The organism is Bradyrhizobium sp. SMVTL-02 (assembly GCF_051853005.1).
In the GTDB taxonomy this organism is placed as follows: Bacteria; Pseudomonadota; Alphaproteobacteria; order Rhizobiales; family Xanthobacteraceae; genus Bradyrhizobium.
The window spans coordinates 6,788,811-6,805,465 of record NZ_CP182469.1 but is presented as its reverse complement, the minus strand read 5'-3'; the positions used below and the strand labels follow the sequence as shown (position 1 = coordinate 6,805,465).

The 16,655-nt window shown below is 64.3% G+C and carries 18 protein-coding genes; 5 read left to right on the top strand and 13 right to left on the bottom strand.

The annotated features are described in order from the left end of the window. Window positions 1–101 precede the first annotated feature (101 nt). Entirely contained in the window at window positions 102–305 is a 204-nt protein-coding gene (locus tag ACNJYB_RS32530) for a hypothetical protein (RefSeq protein WP_018646585.1), read from the top strand. 264 nt (window positions 306–569) lie between these two features. Continuing rightward, the gene (locus ACNJYB_RS32525; RefSeq protein ID WP_439370589.1) at window positions 570–1,391 is read left to right on the top strand and encodes a tetratricopeptide repeat protein; all 822 of its coding nucleotides are present in this window, start codon (window positions 570–572) and stop codon (window positions 1,389–1,391) included. Between the two features lie 63 nt (window positions 1,392–1,454). Here ACNJYB_RS32525 and ACNJYB_RS32520 read toward each other — a convergent pair whose 3' ends face one another. From ACNJYB_RS32520 to ACNJYB_RS32475, 10 genes are all read right to left on the bottom strand, one after another. Then, window positions 1,455–2,429, bottom strand: a complete 975-nt coding sequence (locus ACNJYB_RS32520) for a type II secretion system F family protein (RefSeq protein ID WP_439370588.1) — start codon at window positions 2,427–2,429, stop codon at window positions 1,455–1,457. A 9-nt stretch (window positions 2,430–2,438) separates the two neighbouring features. Then, window positions 2,439–3,416 carry a type II secretion system F family protein gene (locus ACNJYB_RS32515; RefSeq protein ID WP_439370587.1) on the bottom strand — a complete coding sequence of 326 codons (978 nt, stop codon included), beginning with the start codon at window positions 3,414–3,416 and terminating at the stop codon, window positions 2,439–2,441. A 16-nt stretch (window positions 3,417–3,432) separates the two neighbouring features. Continuing rightward, window positions 3,433–4,902, bottom strand: coding sequence for a CpaF family protein (locus tag ACNJYB_RS32510; protein ID WP_439370586.1), 1,470 nt, complete (start codon window positions 4,900–4,902; stop codon window positions 3,433–3,435). Window positions 4,903–4,923: 21 nt separating this feature from the next. Then, a complete protein-coding gene (locus ACNJYB_RS32505; RefSeq protein WP_439370585.1) occupies window positions 4,924–6,192 on the bottom strand; it encodes an AAA family ATPase in 1,269 nt (422 codons plus the stop codon). Further along, window positions 6,189–6,923: a CpaD family pilus assembly protein gene (locus ACNJYB_RS32500; protein ID WP_439370584.1), complete on the bottom strand. Its 735-nt coding sequence runs from the start codon at window positions 6,921–6,923 to the stop codon at window positions 6,189–6,191. Before ACNJYB_RS32500 ends, ACNJYB_RS32505 begins: the two co-directional genes overlap by 4 nt. Window positions 6,924–6,943: 20 nt before the next feature. Continuing rightward, entirely contained in the window at window positions 6,944–8,419 is a 1,476-nt protein-coding gene (locus ACNJYB_RS32495; RefSeq protein ID WP_439370583.1) for a type II and III secretion system protein family protein, read from the bottom strand. A gap of 11 nt (window positions 8,420–8,430) precedes the next feature. After that, complete coding sequence (gene cpaB, locus ACNJYB_RS32490; protein ID WP_439370582.1) at window positions 8,431–9,231, bottom strand: Flp pilus assembly protein CpaB; 801 nt, start codon at window positions 9,229–9,231, stop codon at window positions 8,431–8,433. A gap of 128 nt (window positions 9,232–9,359) precedes the next feature. Then, window positions 9,360–9,884: an A24 family peptidase gene (locus tag ACNJYB_RS32485; protein ID WP_439370581.1), complete on the bottom strand. Its 525-nt coding sequence runs from the start codon at window positions 9,882–9,884 to the stop codon at window positions 9,360–9,362. A gap of 123 nt (window positions 9,885–10,007) precedes the next feature. Further along, window positions 10,008–10,154 carry a hypothetical protein gene (locus tag ACNJYB_RS32480; RefSeq protein ID WP_439370580.1) on the bottom strand — a complete coding sequence of 49 codons (147 nt, stop codon included), beginning with the start codon at window positions 10,152–10,154 and terminating at the stop codon, window positions 10,008–10,010. Window positions 10,155–10,223: 69 nt separating this feature from the next. Then, entirely contained in the window at window positions 10,224–10,388 is a 165-nt protein-coding gene (locus ACNJYB_RS32475; protein ID WP_018646598.1) for a Flp family type IVb pilin, read from the bottom strand. Between the two features lie 269 nt (window positions 10,389–10,657). Here ACNJYB_RS32475 and ACNJYB_RS32470 point away from each other — a divergent pair, with 269 nt between their 5' ends. Both ACNJYB_RS32470 and ACNJYB_RS32465 read left to right on the top strand, forming a co-directional pair. Beyond that, complete coding sequence (locus ACNJYB_RS32470; RefSeq protein WP_439370579.1) at window positions 10,658–11,485, top strand: sterol desaturase family protein; 828 nt, start codon at window positions 10,658–10,660, stop codon at window positions 11,483–11,485. A 250-nt stretch (window positions 11,486–11,735) separates the two neighbouring features. Beyond that, window positions 11,736–12,233, top strand: a complete 498-nt coding sequence (locus ACNJYB_RS32465; RefSeq protein WP_439370578.1) for a pilus assembly protein N-terminal domain-containing protein — start codon at window positions 11,736–11,738, stop codon at window positions 12,231–12,233. A gap of 192 nt (window positions 12,234–12,425) precedes the next feature. On the opposite strand, the gene ACNJYB_RS32460 is transcribed toward ACNJYB_RS32465, so the two are convergent. The 3 genes from ACNJYB_RS32460 to ACNJYB_RS32450 all read right to left on the bottom strand — a co-directional run bounded on the left by ACNJYB_RS32460 (window position 12,426) and on the right by ACNJYB_RS32450 (window position 14,813). Then, window positions 12,426–12,638 carry a cold-shock protein gene (locus ACNJYB_RS32460; protein ID WP_011084262.1) on the bottom strand — a complete coding sequence of 71 codons (213 nt, stop codon included), beginning with the start codon at window positions 12,636–12,638 and terminating at the stop codon, window positions 12,426–12,428. A 274-nt stretch (window positions 12,639–12,912) separates the two neighbouring features. After that, window positions 12,913–13,203, bottom strand: a complete 291-nt coding sequence (gene infA / locus ACNJYB_RS32455) for a translation initiation factor IF-1 (RefSeq protein WP_439370577.1) — start codon at window positions 13,201–13,203, stop codon at window positions 12,913–12,915. A 23-nt stretch (window positions 13,204–13,226) separates the two neighbouring features. Beyond that, the gene (locus ACNJYB_RS32450; protein WP_439370576.1) at window positions 13,227–14,813 is read right to left on the bottom strand and encodes a DEAD/DEAH box helicase; all 1,587 of its coding nucleotides are present in this window, start codon (window positions 14,811–14,813) and stop codon (window positions 13,227–13,229) included. 480 nt (window positions 14,814–15,293) lie between these two features. Between ACNJYB_RS32450 and urtA the strand changes: the two genes are divergently transcribed. After that, window positions 15,294–16,622 carry an urea ABC transporter substrate-binding protein gene (gene urtA / locus ACNJYB_RS32445; protein WP_439370575.1) on the top strand — a complete coding sequence of 443 codons (1,329 nt, stop codon included), beginning with the start codon at window positions 15,294–15,296 and terminating at the stop codon, window positions 16,620–16,622. Window positions 16,623–16,655: the final 33 nt, after the last annotated feature.

The following is a 16,655-nucleotide window of genomic DNA, read 5'->3' as shown; positions in this document are numbered from 1 at the left end:
CGCTACTCGCAGCAGGTGGGCCATGCTAGGTTCCGGCAATGGCTGCCAGGTGTACGGAGATCGCCGGCAGCCGAAGGCGAGCCCTGCCGGGAGGAAATGCAATGGAATTTCTGTGGAGCGTGGTCACATTCATCGGCCAGGCCGTCGAGGCGATCTTTGGCTATGTCGAGCATCATCATTGGATCTTTGCCTTTCTTGCCGGCGGCTACGTCTTTTATCTTCACGATCGCTCCGTCCACGCACGCTTCGATGCCCTCGACAAGCGCGTCGACGAAATCCGCAAGCGGCTTGCCATCGAATATTGATCGGACGAAACGAACGCGGTGCGGCAGCTCTCGTATCCACGTTGAGAACTGCCGCTCATGAGAGCGCGCTCGCAGGGCTTTACTAGCGCTTCGGTTGTGGAGTTATTGGCCAGCATTTTAGATTGTACCGTGTGTTTCTGCACGCATCGAGCGCAGGTATGCAGCCGAGTAATCCCTGCCCGGGCGGCGTTAACCGGGCATTAGGGTTAACAGTCTATTGCTGGCGCGTTCGGCTCGATCCATCCGCTCGAGAGTCAAAGCGTCATGCGTCAACGGTTCAGTCCTGCCCGGCTTCTTGCGTCTGCCTCGCTCGTCGCGATGGTGGCGGTCAGCCTCGGCGGCTGCACGGCAATGTCAAAGCTCTCCGACGTCACCGGCTCGATCGGGTCGAGCGGGTCGCGCGCGGAGGCAGCGCCCACCGATCCCGCGCGCGCCATCGAAGTCTATGGCGAGCGCTACCGTGCCAATCCCAAGGACGCCGAAGCCGCGCTCGGCTATGGCCAGGCCCTGCGCGCCAACGGCCAGCGCGCCCAGGCCGCCGCCGTGCTCGAGCAGGCGACCATCGCCAATCCCGGCAACAAGCCGCTGCTCGCCCAATACGGCCGTGCGCTCGCCGACAACGGCAATTTCCAGCAGGCCTTCGACGTGCTGTCGAAGGCGCATTCGCCCGACAATCCGGACTGGCGCCTGCTCTCGGTGCAGGGCACGGCGCTCGATCAGATGGGCCGTCACGAGGAGGCGCGTTCCTATTATGCGAGCGCGCTCAAGATCGCACCGGGCGACCCCGGCGTGCTCTCCAATCTCGGCCTGTCCTACATGCTGTCGAGGGATCTGCCCAAGGCCGAGGAAGCACTGCGGCAGGCCTATGCGTCGCCGCGGGCCAGCAGTCGGGTGCGGCAGAATCTCGGTCTGGTCGTCGGTCTCCAGGGCCGCTTCGCCGAGGCCGAGACCATCGTGAAGGCGGACCTGCCGCCGGACCAGGCCGCCGCCAACGTCGCTTATCTCAAGGACATGCTGAACCGCAGCGAGGGCCAGCGCGGCGCGCCGAAGCGGACCCCGGTCGCCTCGCTCAGCCAGTCCGACTGATCGTCCCTGATCGCCTTGGCCTGACTTCACGGAACGCGGACCGCGCGCGGTCCGCCTTTCGCGTCATTGCAGCTCGGAGATCTTGATGCCGGTTGGCCCGAGAATGACGACGAACAGCACCGGCAGGAAGAACAGGATCATCGGCACCGTCAGCTTCGGCGGCAGCGCCGCGGCCTTCTTCTCGGCCTCGTTCATGCGCATGTCGCGGTTTTCCTGCGCCATGACGCGCAGCGAGTGCCCGAGCGGAGTGCCGTAACGTTCCGCCTGCTGAAGCGCCAGACACACCGATTTGACGCCCTCGAGCCCGGTGCGCCGCGCCAGGTTCTCGTAGGCCACCTTGCGGTCCTGCAAATAGGACAGTTCGGCGGTGGTCAGCGCGAACTCTTCCGACAGCGCGATCGACTGGCCGACGATCTCGGCGGCGACCTTCCGGAACGCCATTTCGACCGACATGCCGGATTCGATGCAGATCAGCAGCAGGTCCAGCGCGTCGGGAAAGGCGCGCCTGATCGAGAGCTGGCGCTTGGAGATGGCGTTCTTGAGGAACAGCATCGGCGCCTGCAGGCCGGCATAGGCGGCACTGATGCAGATACCGATCTTGACCGGCAGCGGCTTGTCCATGTGCGCGATCAGGAACACGTACAGGATCGAGCCCATGAACAGCACGAGCGGAGCGACCATGCGCGCAAACAGGAAGGTGATGTAGGGCGCCTGGCCGCGGTAGCCCGCCATGATGAGCTTGTCGCGGGCGGCTTCCTGCGCGAGCCATTTGGTGAGATTGAAGTCCTCGACGACCTTGGAGACGATCTGCTTCGGCGTCTGGCGCAGCGAGACCTTCTCGTTCTTGTTGAGGCGGTCGCGCTCGCGCTGCCGGATGCGTTCGCGTTCGCTTGCGACCGCCTTCATGCGCTTGGAGAGGCCTTCACCGGCAAACAGCGGCATCACCAGCGTATAGACGGTGGCGCTGGCGGCGATGGCCGCCAGCAGCATGGTCATGAAGCGGACGTCATGAAGTTTCGAAACGAGAAATTCGACCATGCGCCACCGTCAGAAATCGAAGTTGATCATCTTCTTCATCACCATGACGCCGATCGACATCCAGATGACGCAGCCGACCAGCATGAGCTGGCCGGTAGGATGGGTCCACAGCAGCGAGATGTAGTGCGGCGTCGTGAGATAGACGAGGAACATCACGATCGGCGGCAGCGAGCCGATGATGCCGGCAGAGGCCTTGGCTTCCATCGACATCGCCTGGATCTTTTCCTTCATCTTCTTGCGGTCGCGCAGCACCTTCGAGAGGTTGCCGAGCGCTTCGGAGAGATTGCCGCCCGACTTCTGCTGGATCGAGATGACGATCCCGAAGAAATTGGCTTCCGGCAGCGGCATGCGTTCGTAGAGGCGCGAGCAGGCTTCGCCGAGCGGCATGCCGATCGCCTGCGTCTCGATGATCGCCAGGAACTCGCTGCGCAGCGGCTCGGGCGAATCGGCGGCGACGACCTTGATCGATTCGAACAGCGGCAGGCCCGCCTTGATGCCGCGGACGATCACGTCGACGGCGTCGGGCAGCGCCTGCAGGAATTTGCCTTCTCGACGCTTCTTCAGGAAGCCGAGTGCCCAGCGCGGCAGGCCGAGGCCGCCGGCAAAGGCAAGGCCGGCGGCGCCGAGCAGGCCGCCGCCGACGAACATGGCGGCCGTGAACAGCACGCCCGCCACGACGGCGGACACGATCCAGAATTTCTGCGGTGTCCAGTCCAGCCCTGCCTGGGACAGGCGGACGCTGAGCGGAACGCTCTTTTCCTGCTGACGCCGTGCTTCGAGATCCTTGAGCGAGTTCTCGACCTGCTCGCGGCGCGATCGCTGGCTCTTTTCGGCCTGCTTGGTCGCCGGCGCGTCGGCGCGCGCGATCGAGGCGCGCCGGTTCTCCGCCTGCCGTTCTCCCGATAGCAGCGGATAGAGGAAGACCCAGGCGATGCCGCCTACGGCGGCGGTGGCGAGGAAGGCGAGGGCGAGGACCTGCATGTTCATGGCGTCGCTGACCCGCTCATTTCGTCGGCGCCACTTCCGCAGCGTCCAGCGCGGCGGCAAGGCGCTTCTCGTCGCCGTAATAGCGGGCGCGTTCCCAGAACCTCGGACGGCCGATGCCGGTCGAGCGGTGCCGGCCGATGATCTTGCCGTTGGCGTCCTCGCCGATCAGGTCGTAGACGAAGATGTCCTGGGTGATGATGGTGTCGCCTTCCATGCCCATCACCTCGGTGATGTGGGTGATGCGGCGCGAACCGTCGCGCAGGCGCGCCGCCTGGACGATGACGTCGATCGAGGCGCAGATCATCTCGCGGATGGTGCGCGAGGGCAGGGAGAAGCCGCCCATCGTGATCATGGATTCGCAGCGCGAGAGCGCCTCGCGCGGATTGTTGGCGTGCAGCGTGCCCATCGAGCCGTCATGGCCGGTGTTCATGGCCTGCAGCAGGTCGAACGCTTCGGGTCCGCGGACTTCGCCGACGATGATCCGTTCAGGACGCATACGCAGGCAGTTGCGCACCAGCTCGCGCATGGTGACCTGGCCCTCGCCCTCGATGTTGGGCGGGCGGGTCTCGAGGCGCACCACATGGGGCTGCTGCAGCTGGAGCTCGGCGGCGTCCTCGCAGGTGATGATGCGCTCGTCGTGCTCGATGTAGTTGGTAAGGCAGTTGAGCAGCGTGGTCTTGCCAGAACCGGTACCGCCGGAGATCAGTACGTTGCAGCGGACGCGGCCGATGATCTGGAGGATCTCGGCGCCTTCCGGCGAGATCGCGCCGAACTTGACGAGCTGGTCCAGCGTCAGCTTGTCTTTCTTGAACTTGCGGATGGTGAGCGCGGGCCCGTCGATCGACAGCGGCGGCACGATCGCATTGACGCGGGAGCCGTCGGCGAGGCGTGCGTCGCAGATCGGCGATGATTCGTCGACGCGCCGGCCGACCTGGCTGACGATGCGCTGGCAGATGTTGAGGAGCTGCTGGTTGTCGCGGAAGCGGATGCCGGTACGCTGGATCTTGCCGGCGACCTCGATGTAGACCGTGTTGGCGCCGTTGACCATGATGTCCGCGATGTCGTCGCGCGACAGCAGCGGCTCCAGCGGACCATAGCCGAGCACGTCGTTGCAGATGTCGTCGAGCAGCTCCTCCTGCTCGGCGATCGACATCACGATGTTCTTGATCGCGATGATCTCGTTGACGATGTCGCGGATTTCCTCGCGGGCCGATTCAGAATCGAGCTTGGCGAGCTGGGCGAGGTCGATCGCCTCGATCAGCGCGCCGAAGATGGTCGCCTTGACCTCGTAATAATTGTCAGAGCGCCGGTTCTCCATGGGAGGCGGCGGCGGGGCTTTGATCGGGGCGAGCGGCGGCGAGGCGACGGCCGGCGGGGGCGGGGCGCGCGACACCGTCGGCGCCGGAGCCGCGACAGGCTCTGGCGACACGGCGCCGGGCTTGGGGGCCCGTAGGTCGGTGTCTGTTCCGCTACGCTTACCGAACACTTAACGACTCCATGCGGCGGCTTATTTTCCCCGCAACTTCTCAATCAGGGGTGAAAGCAAGGACGACTTTTGTTTCTTCGTCTCGCTGCGGCCGGTCAGGCGCTGGGCGATCTGGAGGAACATCTCGATCGACTTGTGGTTGGCGGAGATCTCCGCGATCATCTGGCCGTTGTTGGCTGCCGAGCCGAAGATCTGCGGCTCGAACGGGATCGAGACGACCGGCTGGCTCTCGATCGCCTTGGCGAACTCGGTGGCGGCTATTTCGGGCCGCTTGGGGACGCCGACCTGGTTCAGGCAGTAGAGCGGCGGCCGGTCGTTCGGGCGCGAGGCCTTCAGCAGATCGAACAGGTTCTTGGTATTGCGCAGATTGGCGAGGTCGGGCGCCGCCACGATCAGGATGTCGTCGGCGCCGATCAGGGCGCGCTTGGTCCAGCCCGACCATTGGTGCGGGATGTCGAGCACGATGCACGGCATGGTGGAGCGCAACGTGTCGAACACGGCATCGAAGGCGTCGGTGCCGAAATCATAGACCCGGTCGAGCGTCGCCGGCGCCGCCAGCAGGCTGAGGTGGTCGGTGCATTTCGACAGCAGGCGGTCGATGAAGGCAGTATCGACGCGATCGGGCGAGAACACCGCGTCGGCAATGCCCTGCGGCGGGTCCTGATTGTAGTCGAGCCCGGCGGTGCCGAAGGCGAGGTCGAGATCGGCCACCACCGCGTCCATGGCGAGATCGCGCGCGATCGCCCAGGCGACGTTGTGGGAGATCGTGGATGCGCCGACGCCGCCCTTGGCGCCGACCACCGCGATGATGCGGCCGACCGCCTTGGCTTCCGGTGCGGAGAACAGGTTGCAGATCGAGCGTACGACGTCGATGGGGCCGACCGGCGCGAGCACGTAGTCGCTGACGCCGCGACGCACCAGCTCGCGATAGAGCGTGACATCGTTGATGCGGCCGATCACCACGACGCGGGTGCCGGCGTCGCAGACGGTGGCGAGCTGGTCGAGGCCGCCCAAGAGGTCGTTGCGGCCATCGCTCTCGAGCACGATCACGTTCGGCGTGGGCGCCGAGCGGTAGGCTTCGATCGCGGCCGCCATGCCGCCCATCTGGATCTTGAGGTGGGCCTTGCCGAGGCGGCGATCCTCGCCGGCCGATTGCACCGCGGCAGCGGTCTCCACGGTCTCGCAGAAAGCCTGGACCGAAACGCGCGGCGCTGGCGCAATATGCTCCTCGACCGGCGGGAGCGATGCTTCCGGCTGCTCTTCTTGGGGCTGGCGAGCGTAACTGATCATCTGCCGGTGTCGCTGAGTTTGGCCTTTTCGGCTTCAGGATACATGACTGCCGTCGGAGTTCCCTTGCGGTACTTCTCGAAGAAGGCAGTGCGCCGCGTCGTGTAGGACGGCGTTTCCGGACGCGGCTGCTCGAGGTCCGCCGGGTTGTCGACCATGGCGGCCATGTTGCGCTGATAGGCGCAGCCGTAATTGTAATAGTCCTTGTTCTCGAACCAGCGCTTGTTCTTCATCGAGGGGCCGATGTCCTCCGGCCACAGACCGCAGGGACCCGCGACCGCTGCGATCCTGGAATAGGTCAGCCGGATCGGCGGCAGGAAGCGCTTGTCTTCCGGCTGGTAGGAGCGGGTGATGATGCCGCGTGGGGGAACGCCCGCGGCCGTCAGCAGGGCCTGGATCTCACGCATCGACCCCGAGGCCGGGCGCGCATTCGGCGTACCGGACGGCACGTCGATATGGATGGCGCCGGTGCCTTCGTGCAGCCAGGCCGATGCCAGGCCCATCACGTCGGCGCGCTGGGCGGCGGTCAACCCGCCGCGGGCGTGGCCGACGAAGACGACGATCGAGCGGTTCTGCTCCTCGACCGCGATCGGGTGACGCTGCTTGTAGTCGTCGGGAATGGAGGCGGTCGTCACCTCGTCGTGCTGGCAGCCGCCGAGCGCAAGCGCGATGCCGACGAGCGCGCCACCGAAGCCGATGGCGCGTTTGCGAAGCTGGGGTGGTCTTGTGATCATCTTGAAGTCCCCGTTCCGCCTCAGTCGGTGATGAAGCCGTAGGTGCCACGGTAGTTCCGGGTCGGTTCGGTCCGGCCGGGCACGCCATAGATGCGGTTGATGTTGCCGATCAGTTCGGCCTGCGGGTCGGCAGGCGCGGCGAAGCCGTCATCCGGCCGCGACAGATCCTTCGGCGCCGCCGCGCGAACGACATAGGGCGTCACGATCACGGCCAGCTCGGTCGCGTTGTTGACGAAGTCGCGGCTGCGGAACAGCGTGCCAAGGACCGGAAGCTGCATCAGGCCCGGCAGTCCGCTCACCGCCTGCTTGGTCTGCTGCTGGATCAGGCCGGCCATCGCCATCGCTCCGCCGGAGGGAATTTCCAGCGAGGTTTCGGCGCGGCGGGTCCGGATCGAGGGTACCGTCACCGAGTTCACCGACGTCGAGGTCACGGCCTGCGACAGCGTGATCGAATTCTCGTTCGAAAGCTCCGAGACTTCGGTCATCACGCGCAGGCTGATCTTGCCTTCGGTCAGAACCACCGGAGTGAAGTTGAGCGAGATGCCGAACTTCTTGAAGCTGATCTGGGTGGTACAGACATGCGTGGTGGGATCGCACGCATAGCCTGCGGGGACCGGGAATTCGCCGCCCGCGATGAAGGTCGCCGACTCCCCGGAGATCGCGGTCAGGTTCGGCTCCGCCAGCGTCCGGATCACGCCGGCGGCCTCCATCGCGCGCAGGGTGGCCTGCACCGAGGGCGTCGCGCCGAACCTGGTGGTCAGGTTGTTGCCGTCCACGAGATTGTGGCCGAGCGCGGTGAACGGGTTGGAATTGGTGAAGCTCACCACCGAGGTGCCGTAGTTCAGGTTCGCCGAGAGGTCGATGCCGAGCTGCTTGACGATGTTGCGCTGGACCTCGGCCACCGTCACCTTCAGCATGACCTGGTCGCGGCCGCGGACCACGATCGAGTTCAACACCTTGTCGGCGCCGCCGGCGAGCCGCGCGGCGAGTTCGTTGGCCTGCTGCGCCTCCATTGGACTCGCCACGCTGCCGCTCAGCACGACACCCTCGCCGAGCCCGTCGATCTGGATGTCGGAATTGGGCAGGACCTGCTTCAATGCGGCGCGCACGCCGTTGAGGTCGCGCTTGACCGCGATGTCGTAGGCCGCGATCTGCTGTCCGGCGGAATCGAAGAACACGATGTTGGTCTGGCCGACCGAGGCGCCGATGATGTAGGCGCGCTGCGCCGAGCGCACCACTGCGTTGGCGATCTTGGGGTCGGCGACCAGCACGTCCTTGATGTCGCGCGGCAGGTCGATCACGATCGACTTCCCGACGCCGAGCGAAAGGAAACGCGCGTTCATCTGGCTGTCGGCGGCGGCCGGCGCCACGGGGCGGTAGTCGGCGGCGACCGCGGGGGTCGGCGCCGAGTTGAGCACCAGCGCCAGGGCGGCCGAGTACGACAGGGCGCGGACCACGGTGGTTCGCATCGTCGGCAAATCAACCCTGCATTTCATATCGACTGCCCTCATCGTGCCTTTGCCGTCGCGCTCGGGATACCGTAGCGAATGATCGAAACGCCATCGCGCTTCTGTGCGGAATCATCGAGCGTGATTTCGCTCATCTTGACGTCGACGATGCTGCGCAGCGCCAGCGACAGCGTGCCGCTCTGCCGCGCGGTGGACAGCGTCGCCGTCTGTGCGGGATTGAGCTCGAGGGTGACGGTCTTGCCGACCACCGCGTTCTGGCCGTCCTTTTCCTTCGGCGCCTGGTCGATGGCCAGGACGCGAATGTTGGCCAGGATGATCTCGGAGGTGACGATGTCGGGGGCGCCGCTGCCTTGGTCGGGGTTCTTGAGGCGGCGGGTCAGAAGCACGTCGACGCGATCGTTGGGCAGGATGAAGCCGCCTGCGCCGGTCTCGGGCGAGATTTCGGTCGAGATCGCGCGCATGCCGGTGGGCAGGATTGCCGCCATGAAGCCGGAGCCCTCCGGCTTGACCAGCTTCTGGTCGCGGATCGGCTCACCCTGGATGAAGGGGGCGCGCGCGATCGAGCCCGTCACCTGGGTCGCGGCCTCCGGGCGCTCGTTGCGGCGGATGAAGGTGGCGCTGGCGCTCGCGGCTGGCCAGGTCTGCCATTGCACGTCTTCAGGCTTGACGGTCTGGCCGAGGCCGATGTCATTCTTGGCCACCAGCACGTCGACGGTCGGAAGCTGCGCGACCGGAGCCGGCGGAGGCGGCGCAGAACTGTCCGAGCCGCTCGCCAGGTACGCGGCGACACCGCCGGCGCAGATGGCGACCGCCAGGACGACAATGCGTGCCCTATTCATACGCTTCACTTTCCAACAAGCCGCCGCGACGCTGCCGCCGCCGTAATCGGCAGTTGACCAGCTATTCGTCAAAGCATGGTTAATGAGGCGTATCTAAATCGCCTTAACGCCGGGTTTACCCGAGGCGTTCAGCGCAGGGCGAGGTGAGCGAGGTCGATCGCCTTCACCCATTCGGTCTCCGGGTAGACCATCAGCGCACTCAGCGCGAGCGCGATGCCGTAGGGAATGCCGCTCTCCTTGGCGTGCAGCCGTGCAAGCCAGGCCTGGCCCGCGAGGCCGTAGGGCAGCGGCCATTGCCGGAGCTGGAGCAGGAGCAGCGTCAGCGCTCCGCCGAAGAGCGAGGCGTAGAGCAGGAAGTTCATCAGATGCGCGAAGCCGAACCAGAGCGCGACGGAGGCTGCGACCTTGGCGTCGCCGCCGCCGATCCAGCCCATCGCGAAGCAGGTGAAGGCCACGACCAGCAGAAGCGCGCCGGCGCCGACATGCGTGAGCATCTCATAAGGTGCCATGCCACCGGCGAAGGCGAGCACGAAGAAGCCTGCGACCAGCGCCAGCGACACACGGTTCGAGATGGTCATCGTGAAGAGATCGCTCGCAGCGGCGAACGCCATCAGGGCCGGGAAGAGCAGGAGGCGCGCAAGGTCGAGGATCATGGGCTGCGTCTTGAGGCCTGGGTTGTCGCGGGATCTGGCGTCGCGCGATGCTAGCCGGCAGTGCTAAACAAACCGACAACGGCAGCAGCGGCCTGGACGGGCGATGGCCCGCCAGAGTCATGCTCACCAGAGGCTCGCGATGCGCGCGGCGAGCGCGATCGTTGCGAGCAGCAGCGCAAGGCACACCCAATAGGCCGGCGAGCCGTTCGGCGCCGCCTGCGCCTCGCTCGCCGCAACCGAGGCATCGGTTCTGTACTTGCGCAACGCCACTGGAACTCGCCGTACTCGCAAAAACAAAGGCCCCGGAGGTCCGGGGCTTTGCCGTCGTTTGTCGGTCGCTTACTTCAGCGAAGAGCTGATCGAGCCGAACTTGGTGTTCAGCGTGCTGCCGAGGTTGTTGACGACGGTGATGATGGCCAGCGCGATGCCGGCGGCGATCAGGCCGTATTCGATGGCGGTGGCGCCGGATTCATCCTTGGCGAAACGTGCAATCAAGTTCTTCATGAACAAACTCCGTCTTGGGTGGGATCGCCTCGTTCGGCGCTGTCGTTGACGCGATGACCATGAGAGCCGAGCTCTTTCGGTGGAGTTAATTCGATCGCGTAAACCCGATCGCTGCGCGATGCTTTTGCCCAGAGTGAATTTCGCCTTAAGGCACCCGTCGAAACTCGCTCCCGTTCCGGACGCGCTGCAACTGCGTCGATAGGCTTCACCCTCCCTTAAATTTCGCGGAGTAGGCGTAGGAAGACCAGCAATTCGGAAGAGAGGCGACGATGTCGAGCCTGCCAATGCAAGTCGCCCTGATGCTCGGCGAGACCATCGCGAAGGTGGTCCCCGTCACCTTCGTTCTCGCGCTGGTCTTCACGGTGCTCGAGCATTTCTGGGCCTGCAATCCGGGCGTGCCGTGGTGGCGCAAGCGGGAGATCGTCACCGACATCTGCTACTGGTTCTTCGTCCCCGTATTCGCCCGGACCATGCGAATCGGGCTCCTGATCGTCGGGGCGGGCGTCTTCTTCAACATCCACGACGCCGACGGTCTCATCGCCTTCTACGACAACGGCCACGGCCCGCTGGCGCAACTGCCGCTCTGGGTTCAGGCCGCGCTGTTCCTGGTGCTGTCGGACTTCATGCTGTACTGGCTGCACCGGCTCTTCCATGGCGGCGAGTTCTGGAAGTACCACGCGATCCATCACTCCTCCGAGGAGATCAGCTGGATTTCGGCGGCCCGCTTCCATCCCGTCAATCTCGTGCTCGGCACGATCGGGGTCGATGTCGTGCTGCTGATGGCCGGCATCTCCCCGAACGTCATGATCTGGGTTTCCCCGTTCACGACGTTCCATTCGGCATTCGTGCACGCCAACCTGAACTGGACGTTCGGGCCGTTCAAATACGTGCTGGCGACGCCGGTATTCCACCGCTGGCATCACACCCCGCTCGAAGAGGGTGGCGACACCAATTTCGCCGGGACGTTCCCGATCTGGGACGTGCTGTTCGGCACCTTCCGCATGCCGGAGGGGAAACTGCCACAGGACTACGGCAAGGACGAAGCGACCATGCCGAAGGAGATCGGAGGGCAGCTTGCCTATCCGTTCCGCCGCTAAAGCATGATCCGGAAAAGTGCGAAGCGGTTTTCCGGAAAGATCATGCGTAAACAACAATCCAAAGCGTGATGATGATTTATCCCAATCTCGTCGCGCTTTAGGGTGCATCCGAGCGGCAAATCGTCAGTCCGTTCAAACAATAGTCGGCGAGTTTGCGGAACATTCACGAATTGAAGGCAGGTTAGCGAGGTCGGGCACCGGCTCCGCTGTATCTCCTTCTGCCGGTTTGTGACGTCCCGGGGGTAAGAGTATGCGTAAACAACTGCTGCGCCGCCATGCGCGCGTCTGTCTTCTGGTTGCGTCCACGGCGCTGGCATGGCCTTCTGCCGGCCTTGCCGAATCCACCGCCGACACCATCGCCGTCAATGTCGACCAGGCCAAGCTGGTCCGGCTGCCCGGCAAGGTGTCGACCATCGTGGTCGGCAATCCCCTGATCGCCGACGTCACGCTCCAGCCCGGCGGCATGATCGTCGTGACCGGAAAGGGCTACGGCGCCACCAATTTCATCGCGCTCGACCGGGCGGGCGAGATCCTGGTCGATCGCCAGATCCAGGTCGAAGGCCCGAGCGACCGGGTCGTGACCGTCTATCGCGGGGTTGAGCGCGAGTCCTACAGCTGCCTGCCGCTTTGCCAGCGCCGCGTGACGCTGGGCGACAGCGACAGCTACTTCAGCACCACGATGGGCCAGGCCGGTTCGCTGAGCAGCAATGCCAGCGGCAACGCCAGCGCGGGTGCCAAGACCAACTAGCAAGACCAACTAGCAAGACCAACTAGCCAGTCAGATCGGCGAGGTGCTTGGGCAGGATCAGTGTGGTTGCCTGCACGACCTACTGAGGCGTCGCTCGTCCAACATGAGAAAAGGCCGTGCGTCGCGCACGGCCTTTTCCATCGTTGATTTCGCTTGCTCGTTCGAGCCGATCCGGACTGAAGGTCCGTGGGCTCAGCCGGCGGAGCGAAGGTTGTCGGCGGCCGACTTGCCGGACCGGCGATCGGCGACGATCTCGTAGGAGATCTTCTGGCCTTCGCGCAGCGTGCCGAGGCCGGCGCGCTCGACGGCGCTGATGTGCACGAACACGTCCTTGCCGCCATCGTCGGGCTGGATGAAGCCGAAGCCCTTGGTCGCGTTAAACCACTTCACGGTTCCCATGCTCACGGGGTAGTTCCCTCTCAGATAAACAATGTAAAAGCCCGCTCGCGCGGACGGGTTAGATCGAATTTCTGGAAGGGTCGTCAGCGTGTCTGAACCGGCTGTACCGGTGGATGCCAATGTCGTCCGGCCGAAAATCGATTAATTCATTTTATTGGAAATTAGGCTTCAAAACAATCGTGAGGTGCACGATTTTTTGATCCGCCGCGGTGAGCGCGGCAGATCAGCATTTAGGTCGGATTTTACTTCCACGCTTGCGCGCGGATCGGCGTTTCGGCGCTTAGCGGCGGCGGAACTGGCCACCGCGCTGCGGCCCACCGCGTGGCGGTCCGCCCGGCGTTGCGGGACGCTCGTCCTTGTGGCGGAAAATCAGCCGGCCCTTCTCGAGGTCGTAGGGCGACATCTCCACCGTCACGCGGTCGCCCGCGAGCGTCTTGATACGGTTCTTCTTCATCTTGCCGGCGGTGTAGGCGACGATCTCGTGTCCGGCGTCGAGCTGCACGCGGTAGCGGGCATCGGGGAGGATTTCGGTGACCAGTCCTTCGAACTGGATCAGCTCTTCCTTAGCCATTGATATCTCCAGGTCGTGGACGGCTAGTGCGAATAGGGTTTGCGGGTCGATTGGCCGTTCGGCCGACTCTCACGGCGCAGAAAGGCCACGCCTTGTATCCCATCAGGCCTGCCGGCGCTATGCGCGGGACGCTGTTCCGACCGATCGGTTTGCGAATGTCCCAGCTTATTAGCGCCGGAGCGGCGGCGACGGGACCCCTTCGAGGCGTTCTGGCCGTCGTGGAATCGTCCGTCGACATGCCGCGCCTCGCCGCCGTGGCGGCCTTCACCGGGGCGTCCGTCGCCCTGCTTGCCGGCGCTATGGTGACGTCCGTCGCCGTGCCTTTCGTCGGCCCGACGTCCGTCCCCGTGCCGTGCGCCTTGCGGACGCTGGCCGGGGCGGCCTCCGCGGCCATGTCTTTGCTGCGGCGCGGGAGGACCCGCATCGCGGCGGCCGGCATCGGTGCGGAGGTCTTCGCGCGGCAGCGCCACCTTGATCAGCCGCTCGATGTCGCGGAGGTAGCTGAGCTCCTCCCCGCCGGCGACCAGCGAGATCGCGGTGCCGTCGGCCCCGGCGCGTGCGGTACGGCCGATGCGGTGGACATAGGTCTCGGGCACGTTGGGCAGGTCGAAATTGATGACGTGGGTGATGCCGTCGACGTCGATGCCGCGGGCAGCGATGTCGGTGGCAATCAGGGTGCGGATTTCACCGGAGCGGAACTGCGCCAGGGTGCGCTCGCGATGGTTCTGCGACTTGTTGCCATGGATGGCGCTGGCGGGGATGCCGGCCTTTTCGAGCGTCTTCACGACCTTGTCGGCACCGTGTTTGGTGCGGGTGAAGACAAGCGCACGGTTGATCGGCTCGTCCTGCAGCAGCTTGGTCAGGAAGCCGGGCTTGGCCGAGAAGTCGACCTGCAGGATGCGTTGATTGATCCGCTCGGCGGTCGAGGAGACCGGGGTCACCGCGACGCGGGCGGGATCGCGCAGCATGGAGTCCGCGAGCTCGGCGATGTCCTTCGGCATGGTGGCCGAGAAGAACAGCGTCTGCCGCTTGATCGGCAGCTTGGCGACGATTTTGCGGATGTCGTTGATGAAACCCATGTCGAGCATGCGGTCGGCCTCGTCGAGCACCAGGAATTCAACGCTCGAGAGCTTCAATCCGTTGCTCTGCACGAGGTCGAGCAGGCGGCCGGGCGTGGCGACCAGCACGTCGACGCCCTGCATCAGGGCCCGGACTTGGCGGCCCATCGGAACGCCGCCGATGGCGAGGGTCGAGGACAGCCGGATGTGGCGGCCATAGGCGCTGAAGCTGTCGAGGATCTGCCCCGAAAGCTCGCGGGTCGGCGACAGCACCAGGACGCGGGCGGTCTTGGGCTGCGGCTTGATGCGGTTTTCGAGCAGGCGGTGCAGGATCGGCAGCGCGAAGGAGGCGGTCTTACCGGTGCCGGTCTGGGCGATGCCGATAACGTCGCGGCCGGTCAGCGCCAGCGGGATGGTCTGGGCCTGGATCGGGGTTGGGGTGACGTAATTCTCTTCACGAAGAGCGCGCGCGATGGGTTCGGCGAGGCCGAAGTCCTGAAACGAAGTCAAAAGATGGGTTCTTTCCATGTGAAAAGCGGGCGCCCGGCGCATTCAGCGCGGCGCGCGCAAAAGGGTGTCGAGAAGACACCTGCGTGTTTGGGGTGTCGGATGGCTTGGATGATATGGGCAAGCCAGAGGCCCGGAGGGGGCTTAAGAACACGCGGCTCGCTACGACCCCTTGATTCGCAAGAGGTCTCGGCCGTTCATATGGAACATCGACGGGGCGCTTTCAAGGCAAGTCCGCCTCAAACCGAGGTCGCAATGCAGAAATAATTGTGCCGGAAATTTAGACAGAATTACCATTCTGGTCAAAAAATGGGCTGTATGCCCCATGAGCATACATTTCGTCCGCTTAAGTTTTGAGCATTGTGACTGCGGCGAAACTTTGATTTTTGCCGAATTCCGAAGCGAAATCAATATATCGCGGCGGGTTCAGCCCATGGCATGGTTCTTGCGATTCGATTAATCGCAGGCGGCCGTGGGGCCGTTTCGCAGCGTCTTTTCACGTCTGCGTCAGGGAGATGATACCAAATGCTTACCAAATCCACTCGCGATAGAGCGGCGTCATTTAGCCGCCGCGGCGTGCTCGCCGCGACCGCCGGACTGATGCTCGGTCTGGCCTCATTGACCAGCGCCAAGGCCGCGGACGACACCATCAAGGTCGGCGTGCTTCACTCCCTCTCCGGCACCATGGCCATCAGCGAGACCACGCTGAAGGACACCATCCTCTTCCTGATCGACGAACAGAACAAGAAGGGCGGCGTGCTCGGCAAGAAGCTCGAAGCCGTCGTGGTCGATCCCGCCTCGAACTGGCCGTTGTTCGCCGAGAAGGCGCGCGAGCTGATCACCAAGGACAAGGTCTCGGTCGTGTTCGGCTGCTGGACCTCGGTGTCGCGCAAGTCGGTGCTCCCGGTGTTCAAGGAGCTCAACAACATCCTGTTCTACCCCGTGCAGTACGAGGGCGAGGAGAGCGAGCGCAACGTGTTCTACACGGGTGCTGCGCCGAACCAGCAGGCGATTCCCGCCGTCGACTATCTGATGAAGGAAGAGAAGGTGAAGCGCTGGGTGCTCGCGGGCACCGACTACGTCTATCCGCGCACCACCAACAAGATCCTGGAAGCCTATCTGAAGTCGAAGGGTGTCGCCCAGGAAGACATCATGATCAACTACACGCCGTTCGGTCACTCCGACTGGCAGACGATCGTGGCCGACATCAAGAAGTTCGGCTCGGCCGGCAAGAAGACCGCGGTGGTCTCGACCATCAACGGCGACGCCAACGTTCCGTTCTACAAGGAGCTCGGCAACCAGGGCATCAAGGCGAAGGACATCCCGGTGGTGGCGTTCTCGGTGGGTGAGGAAGAACTCGCCGGCATCGACACCAAGCCGCTGGTCGGCCATCTCGCCGCCTGGAACTACTTCCAGTCGATCAAGACCAAGGACGGGTCGAACGAGAAGTTCATCAAGGATTGGCAGGCCTACACCAAGAATCCGAAGCGCGTCACCAACGATCCGATGGAAGCGCACGTGATCGGCTTCGCCATGTGGGTGAAGGCGGTCGAGAAGGTGAAGTCGACCGATCCGGACAAGGTGATCGATGCGCTACCCGGCATCGAGGCGCCGAACCTGACCGGCGGCGTGTCGAAGATGCTGCCGAACCACCACATCACCAAGCCCGTGTTCATCGGCGAGATCAAGGGCAACGGCCAGTTCGACGTGGTCTGGAAGACCCCGGGCCTCGTGGCGGGCGACGCCTGGTCGAAGGAGCTCGACGGTTCCAAGGACCTGATCGGCGACTGGGTCGGCAAGAAGTGCGGCAACTTCAACACCAAGACGAACAAGTGCCTCGGCTCGGGCTCCTGATCCGGGTCTGACATCCACTGCACGATCGGGGGA

Excerpts from the sequence above, each read along its gene's own strand:
- infA (WP_439370577.1), bottom strand. The coding sequence starts at position 13,203 with ATGGCTAAGGAAGAGCTGATCCAGTTCGAAGGACTGGTCACCGAAATC.
- ACNJYB_RS32470 (WP_439370579.1), top strand. The coding sequence starts at position 10,658 with ATGTCGAGCCTGCCAATGCAAGTCGCCCTGATGCTCGGCGAGACCATC.
- ACNJYB_RS32500 (WP_439370584.1), bottom strand. The coding sequence starts at position 6,923 with ATGATCACAAGACCACCCCAGCTTCGCAAACGCGCCATCGGCTTCGGT.
- ACNJYB_RS32530 (WP_018646585.1), top strand. The coding sequence starts at position 102 with ATGGAATTTCTGTGGAGCGTGGTCACATTCATCGGCCAGGCCGTCGAG.
- ACNJYB_RS32495 (WP_439370583.1), bottom strand. The coding sequence starts at position 8,419 with ATGAAATGCAGGGTTGATTTGCCGACGATGCGAACCACCGTGGTCCGC.
- urtA (WP_439370575.1), top strand. The coding sequence starts at position 15,294 with ATGCTTACCAAATCCACTCGCGATAGAGCGGCGTCATTTAGCCGCCGC.
- ACNJYB_RS32505 (WP_439370585.1), bottom strand. The coding sequence starts at position 6,192 with ATGATCAGTTACGCTCGCCAGCCCCAAGAAGAGCAGCCGGAAGCATCG.
- ACNJYB_RS32520 (WP_439370588.1), bottom strand. The coding sequence starts at position 2,429 with ATGGTCGAATTTCTCGTTTCGAAACTTCATGACGTCCGCTTCATGACC.
- ACNJYB_RS32515 (WP_439370587.1), bottom strand. The coding sequence starts at position 3,416 with ATGAACATGCAGGTCCTCGCCCTCGCCTTCCTCGCCACCGCCGCCGTA.
- ACNJYB_RS32450 (WP_439370576.1), bottom strand. The coding sequence starts at position 14,813 with ATGCGCCGGGCGCCCGCTTTTCACATGGAAAGAACCCATCTTTTGACT.
- ACNJYB_RS32485 (WP_439370581.1), bottom strand. The coding sequence starts at position 9,884 with ATGATCCTCGACCTTGCGCGCCTCCTGCTCTTCCCGGCCCTGATGGCG.
- ACNJYB_RS32475 (WP_018646598.1), bottom strand. The coding sequence starts at position 10,388 with ATGAAGAACTTGATTGCACGTTTCGCCAAGGATGAATCCGGCGCCACC.
- ACNJYB_RS32525 (WP_439370589.1), top strand. The coding sequence starts at position 570 with ATGCGTCAACGGTTCAGTCCTGCCCGGCTTCTTGCGTCTGCCTCGCTC.
- ACNJYB_RS32465 (WP_439370578.1), top strand. The coding sequence starts at position 11,736 with ATGCGTAAACAACTGCTGCGCCGCCATGCGCGCGTCTGTCTTCTGGTT.
- cpaB (WP_439370582.1), bottom strand. The coding sequence starts at position 9,231 with ATGAATAGGGCACGCATTGTCGTCCTGGCGGTCGCCATCTGCGCCGGC.